Genomic DNA, 23,381 nt, shown 5'->3' with positions numbered 1-23,381 from the left:
CCCCTATATCTGCCCTATGACATTATCAGCCCCCTTCGATAACAGCTACGCGGCCTTGCCCGATGGCTTTTTCACCCGCACCACGCCGACGCCGGTGGCCGACCCCAAACTGCTGGCTTTCAACGCGCCGCTCGCAAAGACGCTGGGGATCACCCACGGATCGACCGAGGATCTGGCCTTTATCTTCAGCGGGAACGAACTGCCCGCCGGTGCCGACCCGCTGGCGCAGCTTTATGCGGGGCATCAGTTCGGCAATTACAACCCGCAGCTTGGCGATGGTCGCGCGATCCTCTTGGGCGAGGTGCTGGATGCAAAGGGCCAGCGCCGCGATATCCAGCTGAAAGGATCGGGGCGCACGCCCTATTCCCGTGGCGGCGACGGGCGCGCCTGGCTTGGGCCGGTCTTGCGTGAATATGTGGTGTCCGAGGCGATGCACGCCCTTGGCATCCCCACCACCCGCGCCCTGGCCGCTGTGCAAAGTGGCGAGGATGTCTTTCGCGAAACCGCCCTGCCCGGTGCCGTGCTGACCCGTGTCGCCGCAAGCCATCTGCGTGTGGGGACGTTTCAGGTCTTTGCCCATCGGGGCGAGGTCGAAAATCTGCGCCGCCTCACCGACTATGCGATCCAGCGGCACTACCCGCAGGCGGACGGGCCCCTGGGCCTGCTGCGCGCGGTCTGCTCCGCACAGGCGGATCTGGTCGCGGCGTGGATGTCAGTGGGCTTTATTCACGGGGTGATGAACACCGATAACTGCGCCATCTCGGGCGAGACGATTGATTACGGCCCCTGCGCCTTCATGGATGCGTTCCACCCCAACCGTGTGTTCAGCTCCATCGACCGTCAGGGGCGCTATGCCTATGCCAATCAGCCGCAAATCGTCGTGTGGAATATGGCGCAGCTTGCAACCTCGTTGTTGCAGCAGCTTGATGATCCCGAAACCGGCGTGGCCGAGGCGACAGAAATCGTGCACGCCATGCCCGCGTTGATCGAGCAAGCCTGGCTGAGACGCTTTGCTGCCAAGATCGGGATCACGACGCCCAAGGCTGAAGATACTGCGCTGATCGACGCCCTGTTGTCGCTGATGCAAACGGATGGCGCGGATTTTACCAATGCTTTCCGCGCGCTGTCAGGCGATGATGCCGCCGGCCAGTTCACCGACCGCGCGGCCTTTGCCAACTGGCGCGACGCGTGGCAGCAGCGCATCGCGGCCGAGCCGGACCCTAAATCGGTCATGGAGGCCGCCAACCCCGCCGTGATCCCGCGCAACCACCGGATAGAGGCGATGATCAACGCCGCCGTTGCCGGTGATATGGACCCGATCCACCGGCTGATGACAGCGCTTGCCCACCCGTACCGCGAAACCGACACCGATCTGCACCGCGCGCCGACGACGCAGGAGATCGTGCCGGCCACCTTCTGCGGCACCTGAGCGGCCAGCGGGTGGCAGGTGCCACCCGTTGTCCCACCGTCAAGCACGTCGACAAGCGGGAACCCCCGCGATCTTTTGGTTGTTTTGCACAGTAAACTGCAACAGACTTGCAGGCGATTTGACCCAAAAGGATTATCGATAATGAGCTTGATGAAAACATTGGCCAAAGTGGCGATCGGCGTGGCTGTGGCCAAAGGGGCCAGCGCCATGATGAACAAGAATAAATCCACGACCGGCAGCGCCAGCAGCGGCGGCGGTCTAGGCGGATTGCTGGGCGGTCTGACCGGCGGCAGCACGGGCGGCTCGGGCGGTAACCTGCAGGATATGCTGGGCGGTTTGATGGGGGGATCATCCGGTGCCAGCAGCGGCGGCTTGGGCGGTTTGCTGAACCAGCTTGGCGGCGGCGGCACAGGCACCAGCACGTCTGGAAGCTCGGGCGGCCTTGGCGGGCTGCTGGGTGGACTTGCCGGTGCCGCAGGTGCGGGTGGCTTGCTGTCCAGCCTGGGCGGTGCCAGCCAAAAAGCCCCCGAACGGCCAGAGGCAGACTTTGGCGCGGTGCTGAACTCGCAATTCGATAGCAACCCTGCCCCCGAAATCACCCCCTCGCGCGAGCAGGAGGCCACCGCCGCGCTGATGATCGCCGCGATGATCCAGGCCGCGAAATCTGACGGTACTTTTGATGAGAACGAGCGTGAAAAGCTGCTGAACCATCTGGGCGACGTGGACGCCGACGAGGCCGCTTTCGTGCAAGGCCAGATGGAAGCCCCTGTGGATGTCGACGCGCTGGTCGCCCAGACCCCCGACGGCATGGGCCCGCAAATCTATGCGATGTCGCTGCTGGCGATTGATCTGGATACGCAGGAAGAGGCGCAATATCTGCACAAGCTGGCCAGCGCCTATGGGATGCAGCCCGCCGCGGTGAACGAGATCCACGCGCAGATGGGGGTGCCGTCGCTTTACACCTAAAGCGGCGCGGCCTGACCACAGACGGTTGTGAAAGCCTGACCCCGAAACGGGTCAGGCTTTTGCTTTCTTGGCCTTCTTTTCCTTGGCGATCACATGCTCTGCCAGATCACGGGCGATGGCAAAGGCCCCTTTGATCTTGTCGGCATCGGTTTTCCAGTCGCGCTTAACGACGATCTTGTTCTCTTTGACCTTTGCCAGCCCGCGTTGGTCTTGAATGAAGGTGACCAACCCCTCGGGCGAGGCGAATTTGTCGTTGTGGAACTGGATCGTGACGCCCTTGGGCCCGCCATCCAGCTTGGCAATACCGGCGCGTTTACACATCGCCTTGATCCGCACGACCAGCATCAGCGTGTTCACCTCTTTCGGCAGCTTGCCGAAACGGTCGATCAGCTCGGCGGCAAAGCCTTCCAGCTCGACCTTGGTGGTCAGTTCGGACAGGCGACGGTAGAGCCCAAGGCGCACATCCAGATCAGGGACGTAATCCTCGGGGATCAGCACCGGCACGCCCAGATTGATCTGCGGTGCCCACTGCCCATCGTCGTCGATCACGCCTTCCAGCTCGCCCGACTTGATCTTGGCAATCGCGTCTTCCAGCATGGATTGATAAAGCTCGAACCCCACGTCGCGCATCTGGCCGGATTGTTCCTCGCCCAGCAGGTTGCCCGCACCCCGGATATCAAGATCCTGCGACGCCAGCGTAAAGCCTGCCCCAAGCGTGTCGAGACTGCCCAACACCCGCAAACGCTTCTCTGCCGTCGCGGTCAGCTTGGCACGCGGTTTGGTCGTCAGATAGGCATAGGCGCGGGTTTTTGATCGGCCCACCCTGCCCCTGATCTGGTAGAGCTGTGCCAGACCAAACATATCGGCACGGTGCACGATCATCGTGTTGGCCGTCGGGATATCCAGACCGGATTCCACAATCGTCGTGGCCAGCAGGATGTCATACTTCCCGTCGTAAAAGGCGTTCATCCGGTCGTCGAGCTCTCCGGCGGCCATCTGCCCATGGGCAACAAGATAGGTCAGCTCGGGCAGTTGCTCTTTCAGGAACGCTTCGATTTCGGGCAGATCGGTGATGCGGGGCACCACATAGAAGGACTGCCCGCCGCGATAATGTTCGCGCAACAGCGCCTCGCGCAGGGTGACGGCATCAAATTCGCTGACATAGGTGCGGATGGCCAGACGGTCGACTGGTGGCGTGCCGATGATCGACAGGTCGCGCACGCCGGTCAGGCTAAGCTGCAGGGTGCGCGGGATCGGCGTGGCGGTCAGGGTCAGCACGTGAATATCCGTGCGCATCGCCTTCAGACGTTCTTTGTGACCCACGCCAAAGTGTTGTTCTTCATCAATAATCAGCAGGCCGAGGTTCTTGAACTTGACCGTCTTTGCCAGCAGCGCGTGGGTGCCCACCACCACATCGACGGTGCCGCGATTGATGCCGTCGCGGGTGGCTGTGGCCTCTTTCGCGGTGACAAAACGCGACAGTTGACGCACCTCAAGCGGGAAGCCTCGGAAGCGTTCGGCGAAGGATTTATAGTGTTGACGTGCCAGCAGGGTCGTCGGCGCGACAATCGCCACCTGCAGCCCTGACATGGCCGCGACAAAGGCGGCGCGCATGGCGACCTCGGTCTTGCCAAAGCCTACGTCGCCGCAGATCAGCCGGTCCATCGGGTTGCCGCTGGTCAGATCGTCCAGCACATCCGAGATGGCATTCAACTGGTCGTCGGTCTCGGTATAGGGGAAGCGCGCGGAAAACGCGTCCCACATGCCGGGGGGCGGATCCATGACAGGCGCTTTGCGCAGCGCACGTTCGGCGGCGATGCGGATCAGCTTGTCCGCCATCTCGCGGATGCGTTCCTTGAGCTTGGCTTTCTTGGACTGCCACGCGCCACCGCCCAGCTTGTCAAGCAGCCCCTCGTCATGGCCATAGCGTGACAGCAGTTCGATATTCTCGACCGGCAGATAGAGCTTCGAGCTTTCGGCGTATTCCAGCAGCAGACATTCATGGGCGGCACCGGCGGCGGTCACCACCTCCATCCCCAGATAGCGGCCGACACCGTGATCCACATGCACGACCAGATCGCCGGGGCTCAGCGATTGTGTCTCGGTCAGGAAATTCTCGGCCCGCCGTTTACGTTTCGGCGCGCGGATCAAGCGGTCGCCAAGGATGTCCTGTTCAGAGATGACAGTCAGTTTCGAGGCGCTGCTGCCGCTTTCCCACGGGGCTTCGAACCCGTGTTCCAACGCCCAAACCGCCAGATGCAGCCCGCGTTTGCCGATGCGGGTGCCGTTCTTGATGGCGATGGTCTCGCCCATGCCTTCGTCTTCGATCAGGCCGGTCAACCGTTCGCGCGCGCCATCGGAATAGCTGGCGATGACCACCGGCCCTTCTTTAAGTTTTGCTTTAATATGCGCGGCCAAAGCACCGAAAAGGCTGACGCTTTCCTGTTGTCTCTCGGGGGCGAAGTTGCGCCCCAAGCGTCCGCCCGCATCCAGCACATTCGGACCCGTCGGCTGGGGGAGCGGTTTGAAACTGATCACGCGTTTGCCGATCAGCGCGGTTTCCCACGCGGTGTCGGTCAGGTACAGCCCCTCGGGCGGTGCGGGCTTATAGACGCTGTCCATCTTCGACCGGTTCGCCATCGCCAGCCTGCGGGTTTCGTATTGATCCGCGATACTCTCCCACCGCGACAGACGTTGCGCGGTCAGCTGGTCGTCCAGCGTGATCGTCGCCCGCGGCACGTAGTCGAACAAGGTCTCGAGCGTCTCGTGAAAGAACGACATCCAGTGTTCCGCGCCCTGATGCTTGCGCCCTGCGCTGATCGCTTCATACAGCGGATCATCGGTCCCCGCGGCCCCGAATTCGATCCGGTAGTTCTGGCGGAAACGGGTGATAGCACTTTCGTCAAGGATGACTTCGCTGACGGGGGCAAGCTCCACGAGCTCCAGCTTTTCTGTGGTGCGCTGTGTCACCGGATCAAAGCGGCGCGCCCCGTCCAGCGTATCGCCAAAGAGGTCCAGTCGCACAGGGCCAAGATCGCCGGGTGGGAAAATGTCGATGATGCCGCCGCGGATCGCGTAGTCGCCCGGTTCGGTCACCGTCGGGCTCTGGACAAAGCCCATGCGGACAAGGAACCCGCGCAAGGCTGCCTCGTCTATCCGGTCGCCCACACGGGCCGAAAACGCGGCATCGCGCAGCACATCGCGCGCAGGCACCCGCTGGGTCGCGGCGTTCAGCGTGGTCAGCAGGATAAAACGGTCCGGCATTCCATGCACCAGTCCCGCCAGCGTCGCCATCCGCTGCGCCGAGATATCGGCATTGGGCGACACGCGGTCATAGGGCAGGCAATCCCATCCGGGGAAGACGACCACAGGCACATCCGGCGCGAAAAAGCGCAGTGCCGCCTGCATTGCCACCATGCGTTTGTCATCGCGGGCAATATGCAGCACCGGTGTGCCACTTTTGCCCAGTTCGTTCAGCACCGCCTGTGCGTCAAAACCTTCGGGAACGCCGGACAGCGTGATTTGGGATTTCTCTGACATCAGCAGCTACCTGTATCCGATCGCGGTTTTTTCAACCGCCAAACGGACCTGTATAAAGGTTTTGGTACATGCCCCACATCGATGTGATGAAAATCGAAATCATCCCGATGATCTGGGTATAAAGACGGTGACGGTTCAGCCGTTTGATCAGGCGGTCGCCGGTGCCGGAATCCTCGCGGATCTGCTGCGCGGTCGACACGCTCAGCACCCCTACCAGACACAACGGAAAAGCCAGCAACAGCACGGCTTGGGCGAATTCGAACCGGTAGAAAACCGCCAGCGTAAAGAGCATCGTCATGAAAAAGCAGGTGAACCCCAAAATCCAGATGCCGGACACTTGGGTGATATATAGAATACGGTTCACGTTGATGCGTGCCATATCCTCCAGGTCGACCAGCGCCTGTTCACCGTTGCGCCGCGCGCGCAGCACCATATCAAAGGGCACGCCCAAGACCCAATGGCTGGCAGAAGACCAGATCACAGCAACGGCGATCCAGTACCACAGGTTGGAAAAAGACCGCATGTCGATGACTTCGAAAATTGTCTGATAGAGGGTCAAGGTGCGCTCATCTTTGAAGTGAAATCATTGTGTTCAGACGTGCTGCCCTACAATCGTCTGCCTGTCATAGCGGCGCGTTCGCGAAATTCCTAGCCTTGAGCCGTGCAAAAATACGTGGCAAGCCTTGCCCGGTAGCATCTGAGGTATTTTTGCATGAGACCCCAACAAGCCCCCTTTCCCGCCACCCGCCTGCGCCGCACCCGTCAATCCGAGGGCGTCCGCGCATTGGTCCGTGAAAATGCGCTGTCCTTGGGGGATCTGATCTGGCCGGTGTTCGTGCGCAGCGGTGAGGGCGTGGAAGAGCCCGTCCCCTCCATGCCCGGCGTCTATCGGCGCAGCGTTGACAAGCTGGTAGATGCCGCGCGCGAGGCTTCTGATCTGGGGATCGGGGCGATGTGTATCTTCCCTTACACCGGTATCGAGGACCGGACAGAGGATTGCGCCGGCGCCTGGGATCCTGAAAACAACGCCAACCGCGCCATTCGCGCGATCCGCAAGGCGGTGCCCGATATGGTCCTCATGACCGATGTCGCGCTGGATACCTATAATATCAACGGCCATGACGGCTTTGTCGAAGACGGGATCATCGTCAACGACCGCACGGTCGAGGCATTGGTCAAGATGGCGCTGGCACAGGCCGACGCGGGCGCGGATATCATCGGGCCGTCCGATATGATGGACGGGCGCATCGCCGCGATCCGCGCAGGTCTTGAAGGGGCGCGCCATTCGGATGTGATGATCATGAGCTACGCGGCGAAATACGCCTCGGCCTTCTATGGCCCGTTCCGCGATGCTGTCGGGGCCTCGGGGGCGCTGACCGGCGACAAGAAGACCTATCAGATGGATTACGCCAACAGCAACGAGGCGATCCGCCTGATCGAGCGTGATCTGCGCGAAGGGGCCGATATGGTCATGGTCAAACCCGGCATGCCGTATCTTGATATCTGCCACCGCGTGAAATCCAGCTTTGGGGCACCGACCTTTGCCTATCAGGTGTCGGGTGAATACAGCATGGTGAAAGCCGCCGCCCAGAATGGCTGGATCGACGAAGACCGCGTGATGATGGAAAGCCTGATGGGGTTCAAACGTGCGGGCTGTGACGGGGTCTTGACGTATTTTGCCCCCGCCGTGGCGCGGTTGATGAACGGATAACGCGGCTTCGATGCGCAAATAACACGCCACTTGTGGCAGATCACCGCCGATTCAAGCCCTAAATTCGTGACACCCGCGGGTTTTGAGCATAAGATCGCGCAGAAACCGGATGAACCGGCACAGGCAATTACAGGCAGAAGACTATGACAAACAACACTTTCTCGCGCCGGGCTTTCGCTTTGGGTGCGATTGCAAGCGCGGGTGCCGTTGCGGCATGTGGCAACGGTGTCGGCAGCCGTGGCAGCGGGATGATCGACGCCCGCGTCGATGCGACGCTCAACGCGATGTACCGCAGCTTCCCCAACACGCGGCAACTGGCGGAAAAATCCAACGGTATGCTGATCATGCCGCTTGTGACCGAGGCCGGGCTTGGCTTTGGCGGTGCCTATGGCCGTGGTGCGCTGCGGGTGAATAACGTGACTGTCGACTATTACTCGGTCACCAAGGCGACGGGCGGCTTGCAGATCGGGGCGCAGCAATACGCGCATGTGCTGTTCTTCATGACCGAAGCCGCGCTCAGCGATTTCCGCCGCTCCCCCGGTTGGGCTGCGGGTGCCGATCTGGAATATGTCATCTCGGATCGTGGGGAAAGCGTCGAAGCGGATACCACAACCGTGCTTGCCCCCGTGCTGGCCGCCGTCTTTGGCCGCGCCGGTCTGCGTATCGGTGCCACACTGGAAGGCACGAAATATTCGCGCATCATTCCCTAAGCAAAGCTGCCCGATCCGCACCATCTCGGATCGGGCAGCTTTGGGCTTAACCCAAGGCGTTCAGACGTTTGAACAGCGCCGACGTATCCCAACGTCCGCCCCCCATTTTCTGCACATCCTTATAGAATTGATCGACCAGCGCCGTGACAGGCAGGCTCGCGTCGATCTCGTTGCCGGTGTCCAGACAAATCCCCAGATCCTTGCGCATCCAGTCCACGGCAAACCCGTGGTCGAATTTATCATCCAGCATTGTCTCGTAGCGGTTGGCCATCTGCCAGCTGCCTGCGGCACCCTGGCTGATCACCTCGACCACATCGCGCCCGTCCAATCCGGCCTTCTGGGCGAAATGCAGCGCCTCGCTCAGGCCCTGCACCAGACCGGCAATGGCAATCTGGTTGCACATCTTGGTCATCTGGCCGGCACCACTGTCGCCAAGGCGACGGCAGATCTTGGCGTAAACCTCCATCACGGGCAGCGTACGATCAAAGGCACCGGAATCGCCACCGCACATGATGGACAGCTGGCCATTCTCCGCCCCCGCCTGCCCGCCGGAAATTGGCGCATCGACAAAGCTGATCTGGCGCGCATCCGCCGCCGCGTGCAATTCGCGCGTCACCGCTGCCGAGACCGTGGTGTGATCGACAAAAATCGTGCCCTCACCCATGCCGGCAAAAGCGCCGTCGTCACCAACGCAGACGGAGCGCAGATCGTCATCATTGCCGACGCAGGAAAAAACGATCTCTGCCCTTTCAGCAGCGGCTTTGGGCGTCTCTGCCATCTTGCCACCGTGGGTTTCTGCCCAAGCGCGCGCCTTCTCTGTGGTGCGGTTGTACACGGTCACGTCATGCCCCGCTTTTTGCAGATGCGCGGCCATTGGCGCGCCCATCACGCCCAATCCCAAAAATGCGAGCTTTGCCATCGTCTTTTCCTTGTCATTCAGTTGCGCTATTGCCTGAGAGGAACCTATCACCCTGCGCGCATTGGTCAATCGCGCGTAGATATACCCAGGAGCATGACATGGCAGTGGTTTTTCGGTGGCTGATGCGAATTGCAACGCTCTTGGTGGTGCTGGCGGTAATTGGTGTCGGCGGTGCCTATTGGCTGGCCTCGCGGTCGCTGCCAGACTACGACGATACGGTCCGCGTACCCAACCTCGGGGCCGAGGTGGAGATCGTGCGCGACAACGCCAATGTGCCGCATATATTCGGGGAAAGTGACCAAGATGTGTTCTACGGGCTGGGCTTTGCCCATGCGCAGGACCGTCTGTGGCAGATGATCACCATGCGCCGCACGGTCCAAGGCCGCTTGTCCGAGGTTTTCGGCACCACCACCGTCCGTATCGACCGCATGCTGCGCCGCTTTGATCTTTATACCTTGTCGGTGCAGTCGCTTCAGGCGCTCGACCCCAAGACCCGCGCAGCGCTGGATGCCTATGCCGCCGGGGTGAATGCCCGGTTGGATCAGATCAACACCGAAGCCCTGGGCCGCGGTGCCCCCGAAATGCTGCTGTTTGATGCCCCCGTCGCCCCCTGGCGCGCGGCGGATTCCGTGGCGCTGGTCAAGCTGATGGCCTTGCAGCTGTCGGGGCATCTGGATGCCGAGGTCAAGCGCGCCCGCACCTCGCTGGCGCTGCCCGATCAAAAGCGCCTGTCGGATATCCTGCCTGACGCCCCCGGCAGTGGCATCGCCGCCCTGCCCGAATATGCGCAGCTGGCGCCCGGCCTGCCGCAGTTCGCCGCCAATATCCCCCTCGATCCCTCGCCGCTGTCGCCGTTCAAATCTTTTGATCTGGCAGGTGCCTCCAACGCCTGGGCTGCCGCACGGGATCGCTCTGCCTCGGGCGGGACGCTGATCGCCAATGACCCGCATCTGGGCTTCACCGCGCCGACCATCTGGTACCTCGCGCGGCTCGAGTTGCAATCGGGCGGTGTCATCGGCGGCACGATCCCCGGTATCCCCGTGGTGCTGACAGGGCGCAGCAGCGCGCTTGGCTGGGGGATCACCTCATCCTATGCAGACGATCAGGACGTCTATATCGAAGAGCTGAACCCCGACAACAGCGAGGAATACCGCACCCCCGACGGGTTCAAGAAATTCGCCAAACGCGCGTCGATCATCACGGTCAAGGATGCCGATCCGATCACCCTGACCCTGCGCTGGACCGACAATGGGCCAGTGCTTCCCGGCAGCCACTATAACCTCGCTGCGATCACCCCGCCCGGTCATGTCGCCGCGCTGAACTGGACCGCGCTTGACCCCGCCGATACCTCGATCGCCGCGGCCATGCAGCTGATGGAGGCCAAGACCGTCGAGGAAGGGATCACCGCGGGCGAGGCCTATATCGCGCCGTCGCAAAACCTGACGCTGGTGGATGTGAATACCATCGCGATGAAAACCATCGGCGCGCTGCCCGCCCGCGACGCTGCGCATCAAAGCCAGGGGCGCATGCCCACACCGGGCTGGATCGCCGCGAACCGCTGGCAGGGCCGCCTGCCCTATAGCGCAAACCCCGAATTCCTGTCGCCCCGTGGCGGGATCATCGGCAATACCAACAACAAAACGGTGGACCGCCCCTTCCCCAACCACGTGTCCTTCCTTTGGGGCGATACGCAACGCATCCAGCGGTGGCGCAACCTGATGCAGCGCCGCCAAGTGCACACGCGCGACAGCTTTATCGAAGCGCAGCTGGATACGGTCAGCTTCACCGCGCGCTCTCTGCTACCGCTGATCGGGGCCGAGCTTTGGTTCACCGGCGAAACCGCGCCCGAAGGCACGCCCGAACGCCAACGCCAGCGCGCGCTGACCCTGCTTGCCGGCTGGTCGGGCGAGATGAACGAACATCTGCCCGAACCGCTGATCTATGCCGCCTGGCTGCGCGCCTTGCAGCAACGGCTGATCCAGGACGAGCTTGGAGCCTTGGCGGAGGAATTCGATCATGCCGATCCGCTGTTCATCGAACGTGTTTTCCGCGATGTGGACGGTGCGGCCGCATGGTGCGACGTGCTGCAATCCGCCCCGAAAGAGACCTGCCCCGACATGGCCCGCATGGCGCTGGACGATGCGCTGATCTGGATCAACGAGACATGGGGAACCCAGCTGGAATCCCTGCGGTGGGGCGACGCACACCAAGCCACCCACGACCACCAGACCTTGGGCGAAGTTCCCGTGTTGCGCTACTTCATGAACATCCGCCAGTCGACCTCGGGCGGTGACAACACCCTCCTGCGTGGCCGCACCCGTGGCACGGGGCCGGACCCTTTCGCCAATGTCCACGGCGCAGGCTTCCGCGGGGTTTATGACTTCGCCGATCCGGATTCATCGGTGTTCATCACATCAACGGGCCAATCGGGCCACTTCCTGTCGCATCACTACGACGATCTGGCACAGCTCTGGCGGCGCGGCGAATACATTCCCATGTCGCTGGACGAAGAGCTCGCCCGCGCCGCCCCCGTCGGCATCACCAAGCTGATACCGGAGGCAGAATGAACCGCGTGATCCTTTTCAACAAACCTTTTGGCGTCTTGTCCCAATTCACCGACAAGGGCACCGAAGGCTCGCCGCGCCCGACCCTGTCGGCCTATATCGATGAAAAGGGCTTCTACCCCGCCGGACGGCTGGACCGCGACAGCGAAGGGCTGATGGTGCTGACTGACAGCGGCCCGCTGCAAGCGCGTATCTCGCATCCGAAATATAAACTGGCCAAAACCTATTGGGTGCAGGTCGAAGGCACGCCGGATGAACAAGCCCTCGCCGCTTTGCGCAGTGGTGTCACGCTCAAAGACGGCAAGACCGCCCCCGCCAAGGCGCGGCTGATGGACCCGCCCGACCCTCTGTGGGACCGCGACCCGCCGGTGCGGTTTCGCAAATCCGTCCCTGATGCCTGGCTCGAGATCACGATCACCGAAGGTCGCAACCGTCAGGTGCGGCGCATGACGGCCCATGTCGGCCTGCCGACACTCCGCCTGATCCGCGCGCGCGTCGGTGACTGGGAACTGCACAAGCTCCAACCCGGCGCTTGGCGCTTCTCGTCCGAGCTTGGCCGCTAATTCCAAATGGCCCAAAATCCCGGGGGGCGGCCAAAGGCCGGGGGGCTGGCCCCCTTTTCCCTGACCCCTGAACCGTCAGGAAAACACCCGCGTGCCCCAGACCCCCAAGGTGGCAGAGGTCCCGGTTAACACCACCCCCCAAGAGAAATCCGTCGCCACCATCTGCGGTGTCCAGTCTTTCAACGTCGCGAGGTTGGTGAACTCATAGGTGCCATACCCCAAGGCCCCGATCAGCGCCGCATTGCCAAAGACCCACAGCAAGGATTTATCCTGTGCAATCGCGGGCCAGCTGACGAAATACAGCAGCACAGCAATATAGAAGGCATAGAAGACAAAGGCAGGCAGCAGCCGGAACTGGTCCAGCAGCAAGGGGCCGATATCACGGCTGAAAACCGGTTTGATCAGATAGCTCAGGCCCAGAAAGTCGAGCCCCAGAAAGATCGCGAATGTCAGTACATAAAGAATAATCAAAGTCATCGGGGGCTCCTGAAAAACAACGCTCCCCAATCATATGCAGCAGCGCCCGGAAAATGCGACTTTTCCGGGCGTTTTTTTATTTCATTCGAATGGTCCCGAAAGCCGCCGGCCTTACAGCCGCTGGTATTGCGATTCTTGCTGTGCCGACCAGCGCACGACCAGATTGAACCCGTCTTCGGTTTGGGTTTCCTCGATCACGACGTCCTGTTCGAACAGCCAGGCGCGTTTCTTGCCGTCGGCAAAGGCTAGCGTCAGCTCGGCTTCACGCACAGCACCTTGCAGCGCTTCGGCGATGACCGCTTGCAGTTCGTCCAACCCCTCGCCGGTGATGGCAGAGATGGCAAGAACACTGTCGTCGCGCTGCGCACGGGCGCGTACGGCGGCGGCACGGTCGTCATCCAGTTGGTCGAGCTTGTTCCAGACCTCGAAGCTGCGCGTATCCTTGGGTACGCCCAAGGACGTCAGGATATCGCGCACATTGCGTGCCTGGCTTTCCGTTTCGGCGTGCGAGATATCGCGCACGTGGCAGATGATATCGGCGGCCAGAACCTCTTCCAGTGTGGCGCGGAAGGCGGCGACCAGTTCGGTCGGCAGGTCAGAGATGAAGCCCACGGTGTCGCTTAGAATGATCTCTGGCCCGTCGGGCAGCACAAGGCTGCGCATGGTCGGGTCCAGCGTGGCGAAAAGCATGTCTTTCGCCATCACATCGGCCCCGGTCATCCGGTTGAACAACGTCGATTTGCCTGCGTTGGTATAGCCCACAAGCGCCACGATGGGGAACGGTACCTTGGCACGCGCGGCGCGGTGCAAGGCGCGAGTCTTGACGACCTTGTCCAACTGTCGGCGCAAGCGCACCAGTTGTTCGTCAATGGCGCGGCGGTCCGATTCAATCTGGGTTTCGCCGGGGCCCCCGACAAAGCCCAAACCGCCCCGCTGCCGTTCAAGGTGGGTCCAGGCGCGGACCAGACGCGTGCGCTGGTAATTCAGCGCAGCCATTTCGACCTGCAGCACCCCTTCGCGGGTGGCGGCGCGATCGCTGAAAATCTCGAGGATCAGACCGGTACGGTCAAGCAGTTTGACGCCCCATGCTTTTTCAAGGTTGCGCTGCTGGACCGGTGTCACTGGTCCATCGACCAGCACCAGTTCAACCTCGGCCTCTTCAAAGACAAGCCGAAGCTCCTCGATCTTGCCAGAGCCGAACAGCATCCCCGCGCTGACGGTGCGCAGTGGCACAATGTTAGCCCCTTCCACGTCCAGATGCGGCAGGGCACGGGCCAAGGCGACGGCTTCCGCCAAGGCGGGCTCCGCGATGCGGCGGTCATTGTCTGACTTGATGTCAGGGTGAATCACCCAAGCCCGGGTACGCTTCGGGCCTGCAGTGTCATCAATTTGAAACGGAGGACGGCTCAATTAGCGTCTTCACCCTCGTATAGCGAGATCGGCGTGCTTGGCATGATCGTGGAAATCGCATGTTTGTACACAAGCTGCGATTGGCCATCACGGCGCAGAAGAACACAGAAATTGTCAAACCATGTGATGACGCCTTGCAGCTTCACACCGTTGATCAGGAAAATCGTTACCGGCACCTTTGTCTTGCGCACATGGTTCAGGAATGCGTCTTGCAGGTTTTGTCGGTCAGCCGCCATTGTTGGTCTCGCTCTTATTCTTGCTGTTGTTCTTGCTGGCAACCGCGGATCGGTTTACCCCTTCGGAAGACTATGAAGACCCGCGCACAGAGTTTCCACCCCAAAATGTCAGAACTGTTGCGCGCAAAGCCGCATCCCGTGTCACGCGCGCCACAGATCAGGGGTGAGCAGCGCAATAATCGCCAAAGTTTCCAGCCGCCCCAGCACCATCGCCGCACATAGGATCATCTTGGCCCCGTCGCCCAGCTGGATCAACGCGATGGGGGCATCGGCGGCAAACTCCATCAACGGGCCGGTTGTCGCCAGTGTGGCCACCGACATTACCAGCGCATCGGCAAAGGGCGCGCCGACGAAGGTCAGCAGCAGGGTCACCCCCGCCAGCGACAGCGCGAACAGCATAAAGAAGATCCATGCGATAAACGCTCCGTTGCTTTGCAGCCGCCGGCCCGCTTGACCGGCGCCCGAGACAGAGTGCGGATGGACCAGCCGCTCCATCTCGCGGACGCCGTTGCGATACAGCGCAAAGACCCGCAACAGCTTGACCCCGCCCGCCGTGGTCGCCACCCCGCCGCCGATCAGCGCCAGCCCCATGAGGATCAGCCCCGGAGTCTCGAGCCCCGACCAGCTTTGCGCTTCGGCCCATGAGGCGCTGACAAATCCGGTGGTGGTCAGAAAGGAGGTGACTGTGAACATGGCCCCCCAGAAGGCGCTGCCGGTCTCAAGTGCTTCGGCGCTTGCATGCACATCGAAAGCGCCAAGAAAATGGCGCACGAACAGCACCACAGGCACGCCGAGGATCAGCGCCAGCCCCATGCGGAATTCTGGATCGGTAAACAGCCCCCCTTGCGTCGCCGTCACCGTGTCTTTGGAAAAGGTCAGCCGCGACAGCGCGAACAGCATGAACAGCATCATCATCGCTTCCGCGCCAAAGCCGACACCGGTGTCATGCGTCCCCCCTAGGGGCGAGATGCCCGAGGTCGCCAGCACCGACATTGCATGACACAGCGCCACCAGCGATCGGTCCCCGTTGGCCAGCAACAGCACCCAAAGCAAAAGCGTCAGCGCAAGATAGGTGGGCGTCAGCGCCGCCGCGGACCGCAGCAACCGTTGGCGCGGGTCGATCTGGCCCATATTGCTGCGGCGTTCGTCCGGGTTGCCGGGTTCGGCCTGCGAGGTCACCTCGAATCCGCCAAGGTGTAAGGGGGCCAGAATGGCCGACGCCGCGATCCACATCAGCAGGCCGCCCATCCAGGCGACCTGCGCGCGCCACAGATGAAGCGTGTCACTGATCCGTCCGGGATCATCGAACAGCGTCGCGCCGGTCGTGGTGATCGCGCTGACCATATCGAAATAGGCGTGCAGGAACCGCGTGGTCGGCAGGGCCTCAAGAAACGGGATCGCCAGCAGCGCGGGCAAAAAGACAAAGCTGGAAAACAGCGACATCAGCGGCCCCAAGGCCCCGTGCCGCGCGCGCCGTCCGGCATGGGCGACCGCAATCAGGGTAAAGATAAACACCCCCAGCAGCCCCGAATAGAAAAACGCCCGCGATGCCAGATGGTCTTGGGTGGTCAGCGCAAAGATCGCTGGGAAGATTGTCGAGGCGCTGAACACACCGAAAATCAGCAAGAACAGCGGCAGTTCAAGGATCTCGCGGCGAATATAGGATTTGCGTCTCACGTGCGGCGCTCCGGTAATTTGGACGCAGGCACCATCAGAAAAAGTCGATGGAGACCTGCATCAGCTGTTCGACCTGCGGCACGTCTTTGGCCAGACAGAACACAGCGATGACGTCACCTTCTTCGATGCGTGTGGTGCCAAGGGGGCGCATGACCTCGTCGCCCTTGCGGACCATACCCATCAATGCCCCTTCGGGGAAATCAATGTCGGACACGCGTTTGCCCGCAATCGGCGAGGTCGACAGCACCTCGGCCTCGATCACCTCTGCCTCGGCGTCGCCGATGGAATAGACCGACCGCACCCGCCCGTGACGGATGTGTCGCAGAATAGAGCTGACGGTGGTGGAACGCGGGTTGATATAGGCGTCGATGCCCAATGGCTCCATCAGCGGGACCAGCGTGGGGTCATTGATCAGCGCGATGACATAGGGGCAGCCTTCGGATTTGGCGCGCACGCAGGCCAGCATGTTGGTCTTGTCATCATCGGTGATCGCCATCATCGCATCGGCGCGGCCAATGCCCGCCTCGGCCAGAAGGGACGCGTCCAGCCCGTCACCGTTGAGCACGATCGTCCGCTCCAATGCCTCGGCGGCGCGTTCCGCGATGCGGCGGTTCTTCTCGATCATCTTGGTGCGCACCCGCTTGCCGCGCGCCTCGAGGTTCTGGGCCACGGCCAGCCCGACATTCCCCCCGCCCACAAGCACGACACGTTCAAGCTTGCTGGTGGTCTTGCCAAAAATCTCGAGCGTGCGGGGGATGTCATCGCGGTGGCAAAAGACATAGCAGGCGTCACCGACAAACAGCTGGTCCTTGGATTCCGGCGCAAACAGCGTGCCATCACGGCGCACCCCGACGACAACGGCGCGCAGCGTCGAGAACAGATCGGTCAACTGTCGCAGCGGCGTGTTCACGACCGGGCAGTCTTCGTCGATCTGGATACCGATCAGATGGGCCATCCCGTCCATGAAGGTCTCTGTATCAAAGGCCGCCGGGGCCGAAAGCCGCTGCAACGCCGCATTCGCCACCTCTTTTTCGGGCGAGATTACAACGTCGATCGGCATGTGATCGCGACGATAAAGATCGGAATAGATCGCCGTCAGATAGGATTGGCTGCGCAGCCGCGCGATCTTGCGGTTGATGCCAAAGACCGAGTGGGCCACCTGACAGGTGACCATGTTCACCTCGTCCGAATGGGTGGCGGCAATGATCATCTCGGCATCGCGGGCACCGGCGCGGTCCAGCACGTCAGGGTAGCTTGCAAAGCCGGCGATCCCTTGCACATCCAGCGTATCTGTGGCGCGGCGCACCAGATCGGCGTTGCTGTCAACGATTGTGACGTCGTTGCGTTCGCCCGAAAGATGGCGGGCAATCTGCCACCCGACCTGCCCTGCGCCGCAAATGATCACTTTCATAAATGGGGTTCCTTTGGCGTGAAGCCTTGCCTTGCGTCACCAGCTGGGGCGTACCCGCGTGACCCGTGATATGCCAGTGATTTGAATGACAGATGGCTATGCAAGGGTCAATTCAAATGTCAGACTTGCTTCCATAGCAAGACGGGGGGCGCATATGCGGAAAACGGCATTGATCATCTGGGGGGGCGTGGCACTGGCGGCCTGCGCACCGTTGAACACCTACTACAAACCCGGTGCCACTGTCGCGATGGTCGAACGCCAGACCACGCAATGTCAGGTCGATGCCTTGGCGCAGGTGCCCGTGGCGCTTCAAACCGTCCGCACCCCGCCCCGTTTCATCCCGCCGCGCCGCGTCTGCCGGTCCGATGGACGTTGCACGTCCCGCGCGGGATATTTCGAGCCCGGGCAGACCTATACGGTCGATCCCAGTGCCGATCTGCGCAAAAGGGTTGAAACGCAATGTATGGCCGATGCGGGCTTTGCCCCGGTGTCGATCCCGCAATGCCCCGCTGGCATCGCCAAGGCCGCGCCGCAGGGGCGCACGACCGCCCTGCCCGCGCTGACCGAAAACGCCTGCGTGATCCGCAATGACGATGGCAGTTTCCAGATCGTGACGCGGGGGTAGCGAACGCGGTCAGCTATCGGCTGCCCCGTCATCATCCACATGCGCCACCCGCGTGCCCGACTTGGCCGAGGTCACCACCCCGAGACTTTTGAGCTTACGGTGCAGCGCCGACCGTTCCATGCCGACGAAATTCGCGGTGCGGCTGATGTTGCCGCCGAACCGGTTGATCTGGGTCAGCAGGTATTCGCGTTCAAACGCTTCGCGGGCCTCGCGCAGGGGCAAGGTCGCCAAGGCACCAGACAGCACCACGCGCCCCTCTTCGTCGGTGGTTTCTTCCTCGCCCGGCAGCTCGCGCGCTTCGATCGGGCCGGTGCCGTCGCCAAGGATCAGCACACGTTCCACAAGGTTCTTGAGCTGACGCACGTTGCCCGGCCAGACCATCGTCTGCAGCAACGCTTCCGCATCGCCCGAGAATTCGCGCAGCGGCAACCCCTGCGAGGCGTTGAAGTCCGCGATAAAGTGGCGCGCCAAGACGGGGATATCCTCGCGGCGGTCCTCCAGCGACGGGACAGAGATCGGCACGACGTTGAGCCGGTGAAATAGTTCCTGCCGGAAGGTGTCCGCTTTAATCGCGGCGTCCAAGTCCTTGTTTGTGCTGGATATAACACGCAGATCGACACGCACCTTGTCGTTGCCGCCGACGCGGGTGAATTGCTGGTCCACCAGGACACGGAGGATTTTCGATTGTGTCCCCAGCGGCAGATCGGCCACCTCGTCAAAGAAGATCACCCCGCCATGCGCCTGTTCCAGCAGGCCCGGCTCTACCCCGCGGTCAGGGGTTTCACGGCCAAACAACACTTCCTCCATGCGGTCCGGCGCGACACTGGCGCAGTTGACCGTCACGAAGGGGGCCGAGGCCCGGTTGGAATTGGCATGGATATAGCGCGCGGCGATCTCTTTGCCCGCCCCCGCAGGGCCGCGCAGCATCACCCGACCGTTCGATTTCGTGACCTTGTCAAGCTGCCCCATCAGTGATTTGAAGGCGGTCGAGCTGCCGATCATATCAGTGCTCGCGACCTCGCGCCGTTTGAGGCTGTGGTTCTCGCGACGCAGGCGCGAGGTTTCCATCGCGCGGCGGATCACCACCATCAACTGGTCGATATTGAAGGGTTTTTCGATGAAGTCATAGGCACCCTGCTTGATCGCCGCGACCGCGATTTCGATGTTCCCATGCCCCGAGATGATGACAACAGGCACATCCGGATTGTCCCGCTTTACCGTTTTCAGAATGTCGATCCCGTCCATCCGGCTGTCTTTCAACCAGATATCAAGGATCATCAGCGCCGGCGGTTCCGCGTTGATGGCCGAGATCGCCTCGTCCGAATTGCCGGCCAACCGCGTGACAAAGCCCTCGTCTTCCAGAATGTCCGAAATCAACTCGCGGATGTCGCGTTCGTCGTCAACGATCAGGATGTCACTCATTATGGGTCTCCAGTTCTGGGGTTCCGGTGGGGGCAGCAAGGGGTAGCGTGATCACCGCCATTGCGCCGAAATGTGTTTCGCCCGCGAAGACCGGCGCGTTTTCCAACGACAACGTCCCGCCGTGTTCTTCGATGATCTTTTTCACGATGGGCAGGCCAAGGCCAGTCCCTTCGGATCGGGTGGTGACATATGGCTCGAACAGTCGCGCGCGGTCTTCCGGCAATCCGATGCCATTATCCGCTATGGTGATTTGTAGCGCCGTTTGGGTTGTGGTCAACTGCACCTCGATGCGCGGGTCTATGTCGGCCTCTGGGTCATTTTGCTTACGGCTTTCAATGGCTTCTCCCGCGTTCTTAATCAAATTTGTTAAGGCTTGCGATAGCATTGTCTGGTCCACGCGCGCCAGTATCTCTTGTGTCGGCAGATTGGCGCTGATGGTCACGTCGGGCTGGCCCGACTGCTGCAACAAGACCGCATCCTGCAACACCTGAACGACATTCTGCACAGAGGTCTCAGGCTCTGGCATGCGCGCGAATTTGGAGAATTCGTCGACGATACGGCGCAGGTCGCCGGTCTGGCGGATGATCACGCCGGTCATCTGGTCAAGGCTGGCGGCGTCCTCGGGCAGCTTGGGGCCGAACTTGCGTTTGATCCGCTCGGCGCTCAGCTGGATCGGAGTGAGCGGGTTCTTGATCTCGTGGGCAATGCGCCGCGCCACGTCGCCCCATGCGGCCATGCGCTGCGCGCTTACCAGATCGGTCACATCGTCAAAGGCCACCACATAGCCCTCAAGCCGCCCGTCTTCGCTGCGCCGCGTGGCGACGCGCACCAGCAGATTTTCCATCTGCCCCTGACGCGAGACCTTGATCTCGCCCTGCGCGACCTCGTTCTGCCCTTTGACGACCGAATTGAACAGCGGGCCGAACTCCGGCACCGCGACAGAGAGCGCCAGCGATTGCTGGTCCTCGCTCCAATCCAGCAGCCGCGCGGCAGACCGGTTGACGAAGGTCACCCGCCCTTCGGGGTCCAGCCCCACGACGCCCGAGGTGACAGAGCTAAGCACCGAATCGAACAGGCGACGACGGCGTTCGATCTGGCGGGTGTTATCCAGCAACGTCTCGCGCTGGCCTTTCAACTGTTTGGTCATCTGGTTGAAGTAGCGGCCAAGCATGGCGATCTCGTCATCGCCTTCTTCCTCGCGGACCTGCACCTCAAGATCACCGGCACCGACCTGCTGCGCCGCGCCCGTCAACCGGCCCACCGGCCCTGACAGACGTTCGGCAAACCACAGCCCCAGCCAGACCGCTGCGAGAATCAGGATCACCGCAAAGCCCACATAAAGCAGACCGAATTCGAACAGCAGCTTGCCGCGCTCGTTTTCAAGCTGTTGGTACAGCCGCACCGTTTCCTTGGTATCGTCCAGCAGCGACAGTATTTTTCCGTCCACATCGCGGCTGACGTAAAGATAGCGATCGACAAAGGCTTCCATCAGCACCAGCGCGCGGAATTCGTTGTTGTCCCAATCCTCGATCACCAGCGGCGCGCCGTCGAGCTCTTGTGCCTCGCGGATCTGTTCGGGTGTCGGTTCTTCGAAATCGAACAGATAGGACCGGTCGCCGCGCGCGCGGATCTGGCCGGTGCCATCGATCATATAGGCCTCGCGCAAGCCGCGCTGGATCAGGCGTTGCCCGTCCGCCAAAAGCTGGGTGTCCGGCACATCAACGCCCTGCGTGCGCGCTTGATCAATCGCGCGGGCCAAGGCGATGGCATCTTCGCGCAGATCATCGCTTTGCTCGTTCTCATAGGCTTCGGCGGCGGCCAGCGAATTGCCCACCACCGACCGCACCCGATCCGAGAACCAGCCTTCAAGCCCGACGTTGATCGTCAGCCCCGCAAAGATCGCAACACTCACCGTCGGGATCAGCGCCATCAGCGCGAACACCCCCGTCAGACGCAGGTGCAACCGCGAGCCCGCAGACTTCGCCCGCCGCGCCGCCACCAGCCGCGCGACCTCGCTCAGCACAAGGGCGGCGACGAGCAGGATATAGACCAGATCGATCAGCAGAATGATGCGCAGGCTGGGGGTGTTTCCGCCTTGTTCAAGCGGGCCGAGCACCAGATAGGTGACAAGCGCCAGCACCGGCCCCAGAACCACAAGCCCCAAGGTCGCCAGATTGCGCACACGCCGGATTCGGCGCAGGCGCTCAAGCCGCATAAGATAATAGCTGCGTGACCGGGTAAGCACCCGCTATCCTCACCGATGATGTGATGCACCTATGCATCAACCGCCCATTTTTGTGGTCCTGATCCGGCTTTGAGGCTAGATGGCCACGGTTATGTGGCGCTTTTACATCATTTTTCGACCGCGTGTCACCTCAATATCGAGGTCCGTGATCTTTTTTCTCAGCGTATTGCGGTTGATTCCCAGAAGATCCGCGCATTTCGCCTGATTGCCAGCGGTTGCGGCAAGGGCGATCTCGATCAGCGGGGCTTCGATCTCGCGCAGGATACGGGCGTAAAGTCCGGGGGGCGGCAGCATCGAACCGTGTTGATCAAAGTATCGCTGTAGGTGACGTTCGACCGAGGCCCCAAGCTTTTCGGTATTGGCCTGCGCGCGCAGCGGTTCGGGGTCGGGTTGCGCGCCCAACACATGCTCTGCCTCGGATTGGGTGATTTCCGGCGCGCGGCTGGTCAGCGCGAGCTGCCGCATCGCGTGTTCCAACTGTCGGACGTTGCCGGGCCATTGATAGTTGGCAAAGACTTTCGCCGCCCCTTCGGACAGGGCGCGCGGCGCGGTATTGCCGGTCTCAGACCGTTCAAGGAAATGTGCGGCAAGCAAGGCAATATCATCCACGCGGTCGCGCAGCGCGGGCACATGCAGCGTCGCCCCCGAGAGACGATAATACAGATCGCGCCGCAGGGTCCCCGCCTTCATCGCGGCGGCCAGATCCGATTGGCTGGTGGCAAGGAAGCGCGGCGCATGTTCACCGGGGGTATCCATCATGCGTGCGATACGGGCCTGAATCTCTTCCGAGAAATCGCCGATCTCGTCAATCAGCAGCGTCCCGCCGCGGACCCTCGCCAAGACACGTGTCGGGCCTTCAAGGTCTTGCAACTCGGCCGAGGTGACGGTGACAAAGGGTAGGTTCCGCCGGTCCGAAAAATCGTGGATCGCCTTGCCGATCAGCGACTTTCCCGTGCCGGATTCGCCCCAGATCAACACCGGCAGATCCGTGTTCATCACCCGCGCCACCACGCGGTAGAGCGCTTGCATCACCGGCGTGCGCCCCACCAGCGGCAGATCATCCCGATCCCCATCGCTGTCAGAGCTGGTCTGCGCCGGACGGCGCGCCGGCCCGCTGCGCTCTAGCGCGCGGGCGGTGCGTTTCATCAGGTCAGGCAGGTCGAAAGGCTTGGGCAGGTAGTCATAAGCCTCCGCCTCTGCCGCCTTGATCGCGGTCATGATCGTGTTCTGCGCCGAGATCACGATCACGGGCAAGCCGGGTCGGTCCTGCGCGATCTTGGGCAGCATCTCGAGCCCATTGCCGTCGGGCATCACCACATCCGAGATCACAACGTCGCCTTTGCCCTCGCCCACCCAACGCATCAGGGTGGTCAGGCTGGATGTCGCGTGCACCTTGCAGCCTGCGCGGGTCAGTGCCTGTGTCAGAACGGTGCGGATTGTGCGGTCGTCATCAGCGACCAGAACGGTGCCATCCAT

At 61.8% G+C, this 23,381-nt stretch carries 18 protein-coding genes; 7 read left to right on the top strand and 11 right to left on the bottom strand.

Annotated features, from left to right (window positions below; genetic code table 11):
* Window positions 1-16 precede the first annotated feature (16 nt).
* Both AB1495_RS13735 and AB1495_RS13730 read left to right on the top strand, forming a co-directional pair.
* Window positions 17-1,429 carry a YdiU family protein gene (locus AB1495_RS13735; protein ID WP_074634927.1) on the top strand — a complete coding sequence of 471 codons (1,413 nt, stop codon included), beginning with the start codon at window positions 17-19 and terminating at the stop codon, window positions 1,427-1,429.
* Window positions 1,430-1,570: 141 nt separating this feature from the next.
* Window positions 1,571-2,395, top strand: a complete 825-nt coding sequence (locus AB1495_RS13730; protein ID WP_074634928.1) for a DUF533 domain-containing protein — start codon at window positions 1,571-1,573, stop codon at window positions 2,393-2,395.
* 51 nt (window positions 2,396-2,446) lie between these two features.
* Here AB1495_RS13730 and mfd read toward each other — a convergent pair whose 3' ends face one another.
* Window positions 2,447-5,935, bottom strand: a complete 3,489-nt coding sequence (mfd, locus tag AB1495_RS13725) for a transcription-repair coupling factor (protein WP_074634929.1) — start codon at window positions 5,933-5,935, stop codon at window positions 2,447-2,449.
* Window positions 5,936-5,966: 31 nt separating this feature from the next.
* Window positions 5,967-6,494, bottom strand: coding sequence for a hypothetical protein (locus tag AB1495_RS13720; protein WP_005853514.1), 528 nt, complete (start codon window positions 6,492-6,494; stop codon window positions 5,967-5,969).
* A gap of 153 nt (window positions 6,495-6,647) precedes the next feature.
* Between AB1495_RS13720 and hemB the strand changes: the two genes are divergently transcribed.
* On the top strand, window positions 6,648-7,646 hold the full coding sequence (gene hemB, locus AB1495_RS13715; protein ID WP_074634930.1) for a porphobilinogen synthase: 999 nt from the start codon (window positions 6,648-6,650) through the stop codon (window positions 7,644-7,646).
* Between the two features lie 143 nt (window positions 7,647-7,789).
* Entirely contained in the window at window positions 7,790-8,356 is a 567-nt protein-coding gene (locus tag AB1495_RS13710; protein ID WP_005853509.1) for a YSC84-related protein, read from the top strand.
* A 46-nt stretch (window positions 8,357-8,402) separates the two neighbouring features.
* Here the strand turns inward: AB1495_RS13710 and AB1495_RS13705 are convergent, their stop codons facing one another.
* Window positions 8,403-9,296: an NAD(P)-dependent oxidoreductase gene (locus AB1495_RS13705; RefSeq protein WP_342005561.1), complete on the bottom strand. Its 894-nt coding sequence runs from the start codon at window positions 9,294-9,296 to the stop codon at window positions 8,403-8,405.
* A 77-nt stretch (window positions 9,297-9,373) separates the two neighbouring features.
* On the opposite strand from AB1495_RS13705, the gene AB1495_RS13700 reads away from it, so the two are divergent.
* A complete protein-coding gene (locus AB1495_RS13700) occupies window positions 9,374-11,842 on the top strand; it encodes a penicillin acylase family protein (protein ID WP_074634932.1) in 2,469 nt (822 codons plus the stop codon).
* Window positions 11,839-12,402, top strand: coding sequence for a pseudouridine synthase (locus tag AB1495_RS13695; protein ID WP_037944262.1), 564 nt, complete (start codon window positions 11,839-11,841; stop codon window positions 12,400-12,402). The genes AB1495_RS13700 and AB1495_RS13695 overlap by 4 nt, the downstream gene beginning before the upstream one ends.
* Window positions 12,403-12,477: 75 nt before the next feature.
* Here AB1495_RS13695 and AB1495_RS13690 read toward each other — a convergent pair whose 3' ends face one another.
* The 5 genes from AB1495_RS13690 to trkA all read right to left on the bottom strand — a co-directional run bounded on the left by AB1495_RS13690 (window position 12,478) and on the right by trkA (window position 17,613).
* Entirely contained in the window at window positions 12,478-12,879 is a 402-nt protein-coding gene (locus tag AB1495_RS13690; protein ID WP_005853501.1) for a DUF2177 family protein, read from the bottom strand.
* Between the two features lie 111 nt (window positions 12,880-12,990).
* Entirely contained in the window at window positions 12,991-14,229 is a 1,239-nt protein-coding gene (gene hflX / locus AB1495_RS13685) for a GTPase HflX (RefSeq protein WP_083350862.1), read from the bottom strand.
* A 56-nt stretch (window positions 14,230-14,285) separates the two neighbouring features.
* Window positions 14,286-14,525 (bottom strand): RNA chaperone Hfq, encoded by a 240-nt coding sequence (gene hfq / locus AB1495_RS13680; RefSeq protein WP_005853497.1) that lies wholly within the window; start codon window positions 14,523-14,525, stop codon window positions 14,286-14,288.
* A 141-nt stretch (window positions 14,526-14,666) separates the two neighbouring features.
* The gene (locus AB1495_RS13675; protein ID WP_074634934.1) at window positions 14,667-16,202 is read right to left on the bottom strand and encodes a TrkH family potassium uptake protein; all 1,536 of its coding nucleotides are present in this window, start codon (window positions 16,200-16,202) and stop codon (window positions 14,667-14,669) included.
* A gap of 34 nt (window positions 16,203-16,236) precedes the next feature.
* On the bottom strand, window positions 16,237-17,613 hold the full coding sequence (gene trkA / locus AB1495_RS13670; RefSeq protein WP_005853494.1) for a Trk system potassium transporter TrkA: 1,377 nt from the start codon (window positions 17,611-17,613) through the stop codon (window positions 16,237-16,239).
* 154 nt (window positions 17,614-17,767) lie between these two features.
* Here trkA and AB1495_RS13665 point away from each other — a divergent pair, with 154 nt between their 5' ends.
* Entirely contained in the window at window positions 17,768-18,238 is a 471-nt protein-coding gene (locus AB1495_RS13665) for a hypothetical protein (protein WP_005853493.1), read from the top strand.
* Window positions 18,239-18,247: 9 nt separating this feature from the next.
* On the opposite strand, the gene AB1495_RS13660 is transcribed toward AB1495_RS13665, so the two are convergent.
* The 3 genes from AB1495_RS13660 to AB1495_RS13650 form a co-directional block, all read right to left on the bottom strand.
* Window positions 18,248-19,660 carry a sigma-54 dependent transcriptional regulator gene (locus AB1495_RS13660; protein ID WP_074634935.1) on the bottom strand — a complete coding sequence of 471 codons (1,413 nt, stop codon included), beginning with the start codon at window positions 19,658-19,660 and terminating at the stop codon, window positions 18,248-18,250.
* A complete protein-coding gene (locus AB1495_RS13655; RefSeq protein WP_074635196.1) occupies window positions 19,653-21,875 on the bottom strand; it encodes a PAS domain-containing sensor histidine kinase in 2,223 nt (740 codons plus the stop codon). The genes AB1495_RS13660 and AB1495_RS13655 overlap by 8 nt, the downstream gene beginning before the upstream one ends.
* Window positions 21,876-22,007: 132 nt before the next feature.
* On the bottom strand, window positions 22,008-23,381 hold the full coding sequence (locus AB1495_RS13650) for a response regulator (RefSeq protein ID WP_005853488.1): 1,374 nt from the start codon (window positions 23,379-23,381) through the stop codon (window positions 22,008-22,010).

Source organism: Sulfitobacter pontiacus (genome assembly GCF_040790665.1).
Lineage (GTDB): Bacteria > Pseudomonadota > Alphaproteobacteria > Rhodobacterales > Rhodobacteraceae > Sulfitobacter > Sulfitobacter pontiacus.
This window is presented reverse-complemented; position numbering and strand designations above follow the sequence as displayed.

Coding starts and splice junctions, on each gene's coding strand:
- AB1495_RS13735 (WP_074634927.1), top strand. CDS start 17: ATGACATTATCAGCCCCCTTCGATAACAGCTACGCGGCCTTGCCCGAT.
- AB1495_RS13730 (WP_074634928.1), top strand. CDS start 1,571: ATGAGCTTGATGAAAACATTGGCCAAAGTGGCGATCGGCGTGGCTGTG.
- mfd (WP_074634929.1), bottom strand. CDS start 5,935: ATGTCAGAGAAATCCCAAATCACGCTGTCCGGCGTTCCCGAAGGTTTT.
- hemB (WP_074634930.1), top strand. CDS start 6,648: ATGAGACCCCAACAAGCCCCCTTTCCCGCCACCCGCCTGCGCCGCACC.
- AB1495_RS13710 (WP_005853509.1), top strand. CDS start 7,790: ATGACAAACAACACTTTCTCGCGCCGGGCTTTCGCTTTGGGTGCGATT.
- AB1495_RS13700 (WP_074634932.1), top strand. CDS start 9,374: ATGGCAGTGGTTTTTCGGTGGCTGATGCGAATTGCAACGCTCTTGGTG.
- AB1495_RS13695 (WP_037944262.1), top strand. CDS start 11,839: ATGAACCGCGTGATCCTTTTCAACAAACCTTTTGGCGTCTTGTCCCAA.
- AB1495_RS13690 (WP_005853501.1), bottom strand. CDS start 12,879: ATGACTTTGATTATTCTTTATGTACTGACATTCGCGATCTTTCTGGGG.
- hfq (WP_005853497.1), bottom strand. CDS start 14,525: ATGGCGGCTGACCGACAAAACCTGCAAGACGCATTCCTGAACCATGTG.
- trkA (WP_005853494.1), bottom strand. CDS start 17,613: ATGAAAGTGATCATTTGCGGCGCAGGGCAGGTCGGGTGGCAGATTGCC.
- AB1495_RS13665 (WP_005853493.1), top strand. CDS start 17,768: ATGCGGAAAACGGCATTGATCATCTGGGGGGGCGTGGCACTGGCGGCC.
- AB1495_RS13660 (WP_074634935.1), bottom strand. CDS start 19,660: ATGAGTGACATCCTGATCGTTGACGACGAACGCGACATCCGCGAGTTG.
- AB1495_RS13655 (WP_074635196.1), bottom strand. CDS start 21,875: ATGCGGCTTGAGCGCCTGCGCCGAATCCGGCGTGTGCGCAATCTGGCG.
- AB1495_RS13650 (WP_005853488.1), bottom strand. CDS start 23,381: ATGGATGGCACCGTTCTGGTCGCTGATGACGACCGCACAATCCGCACC.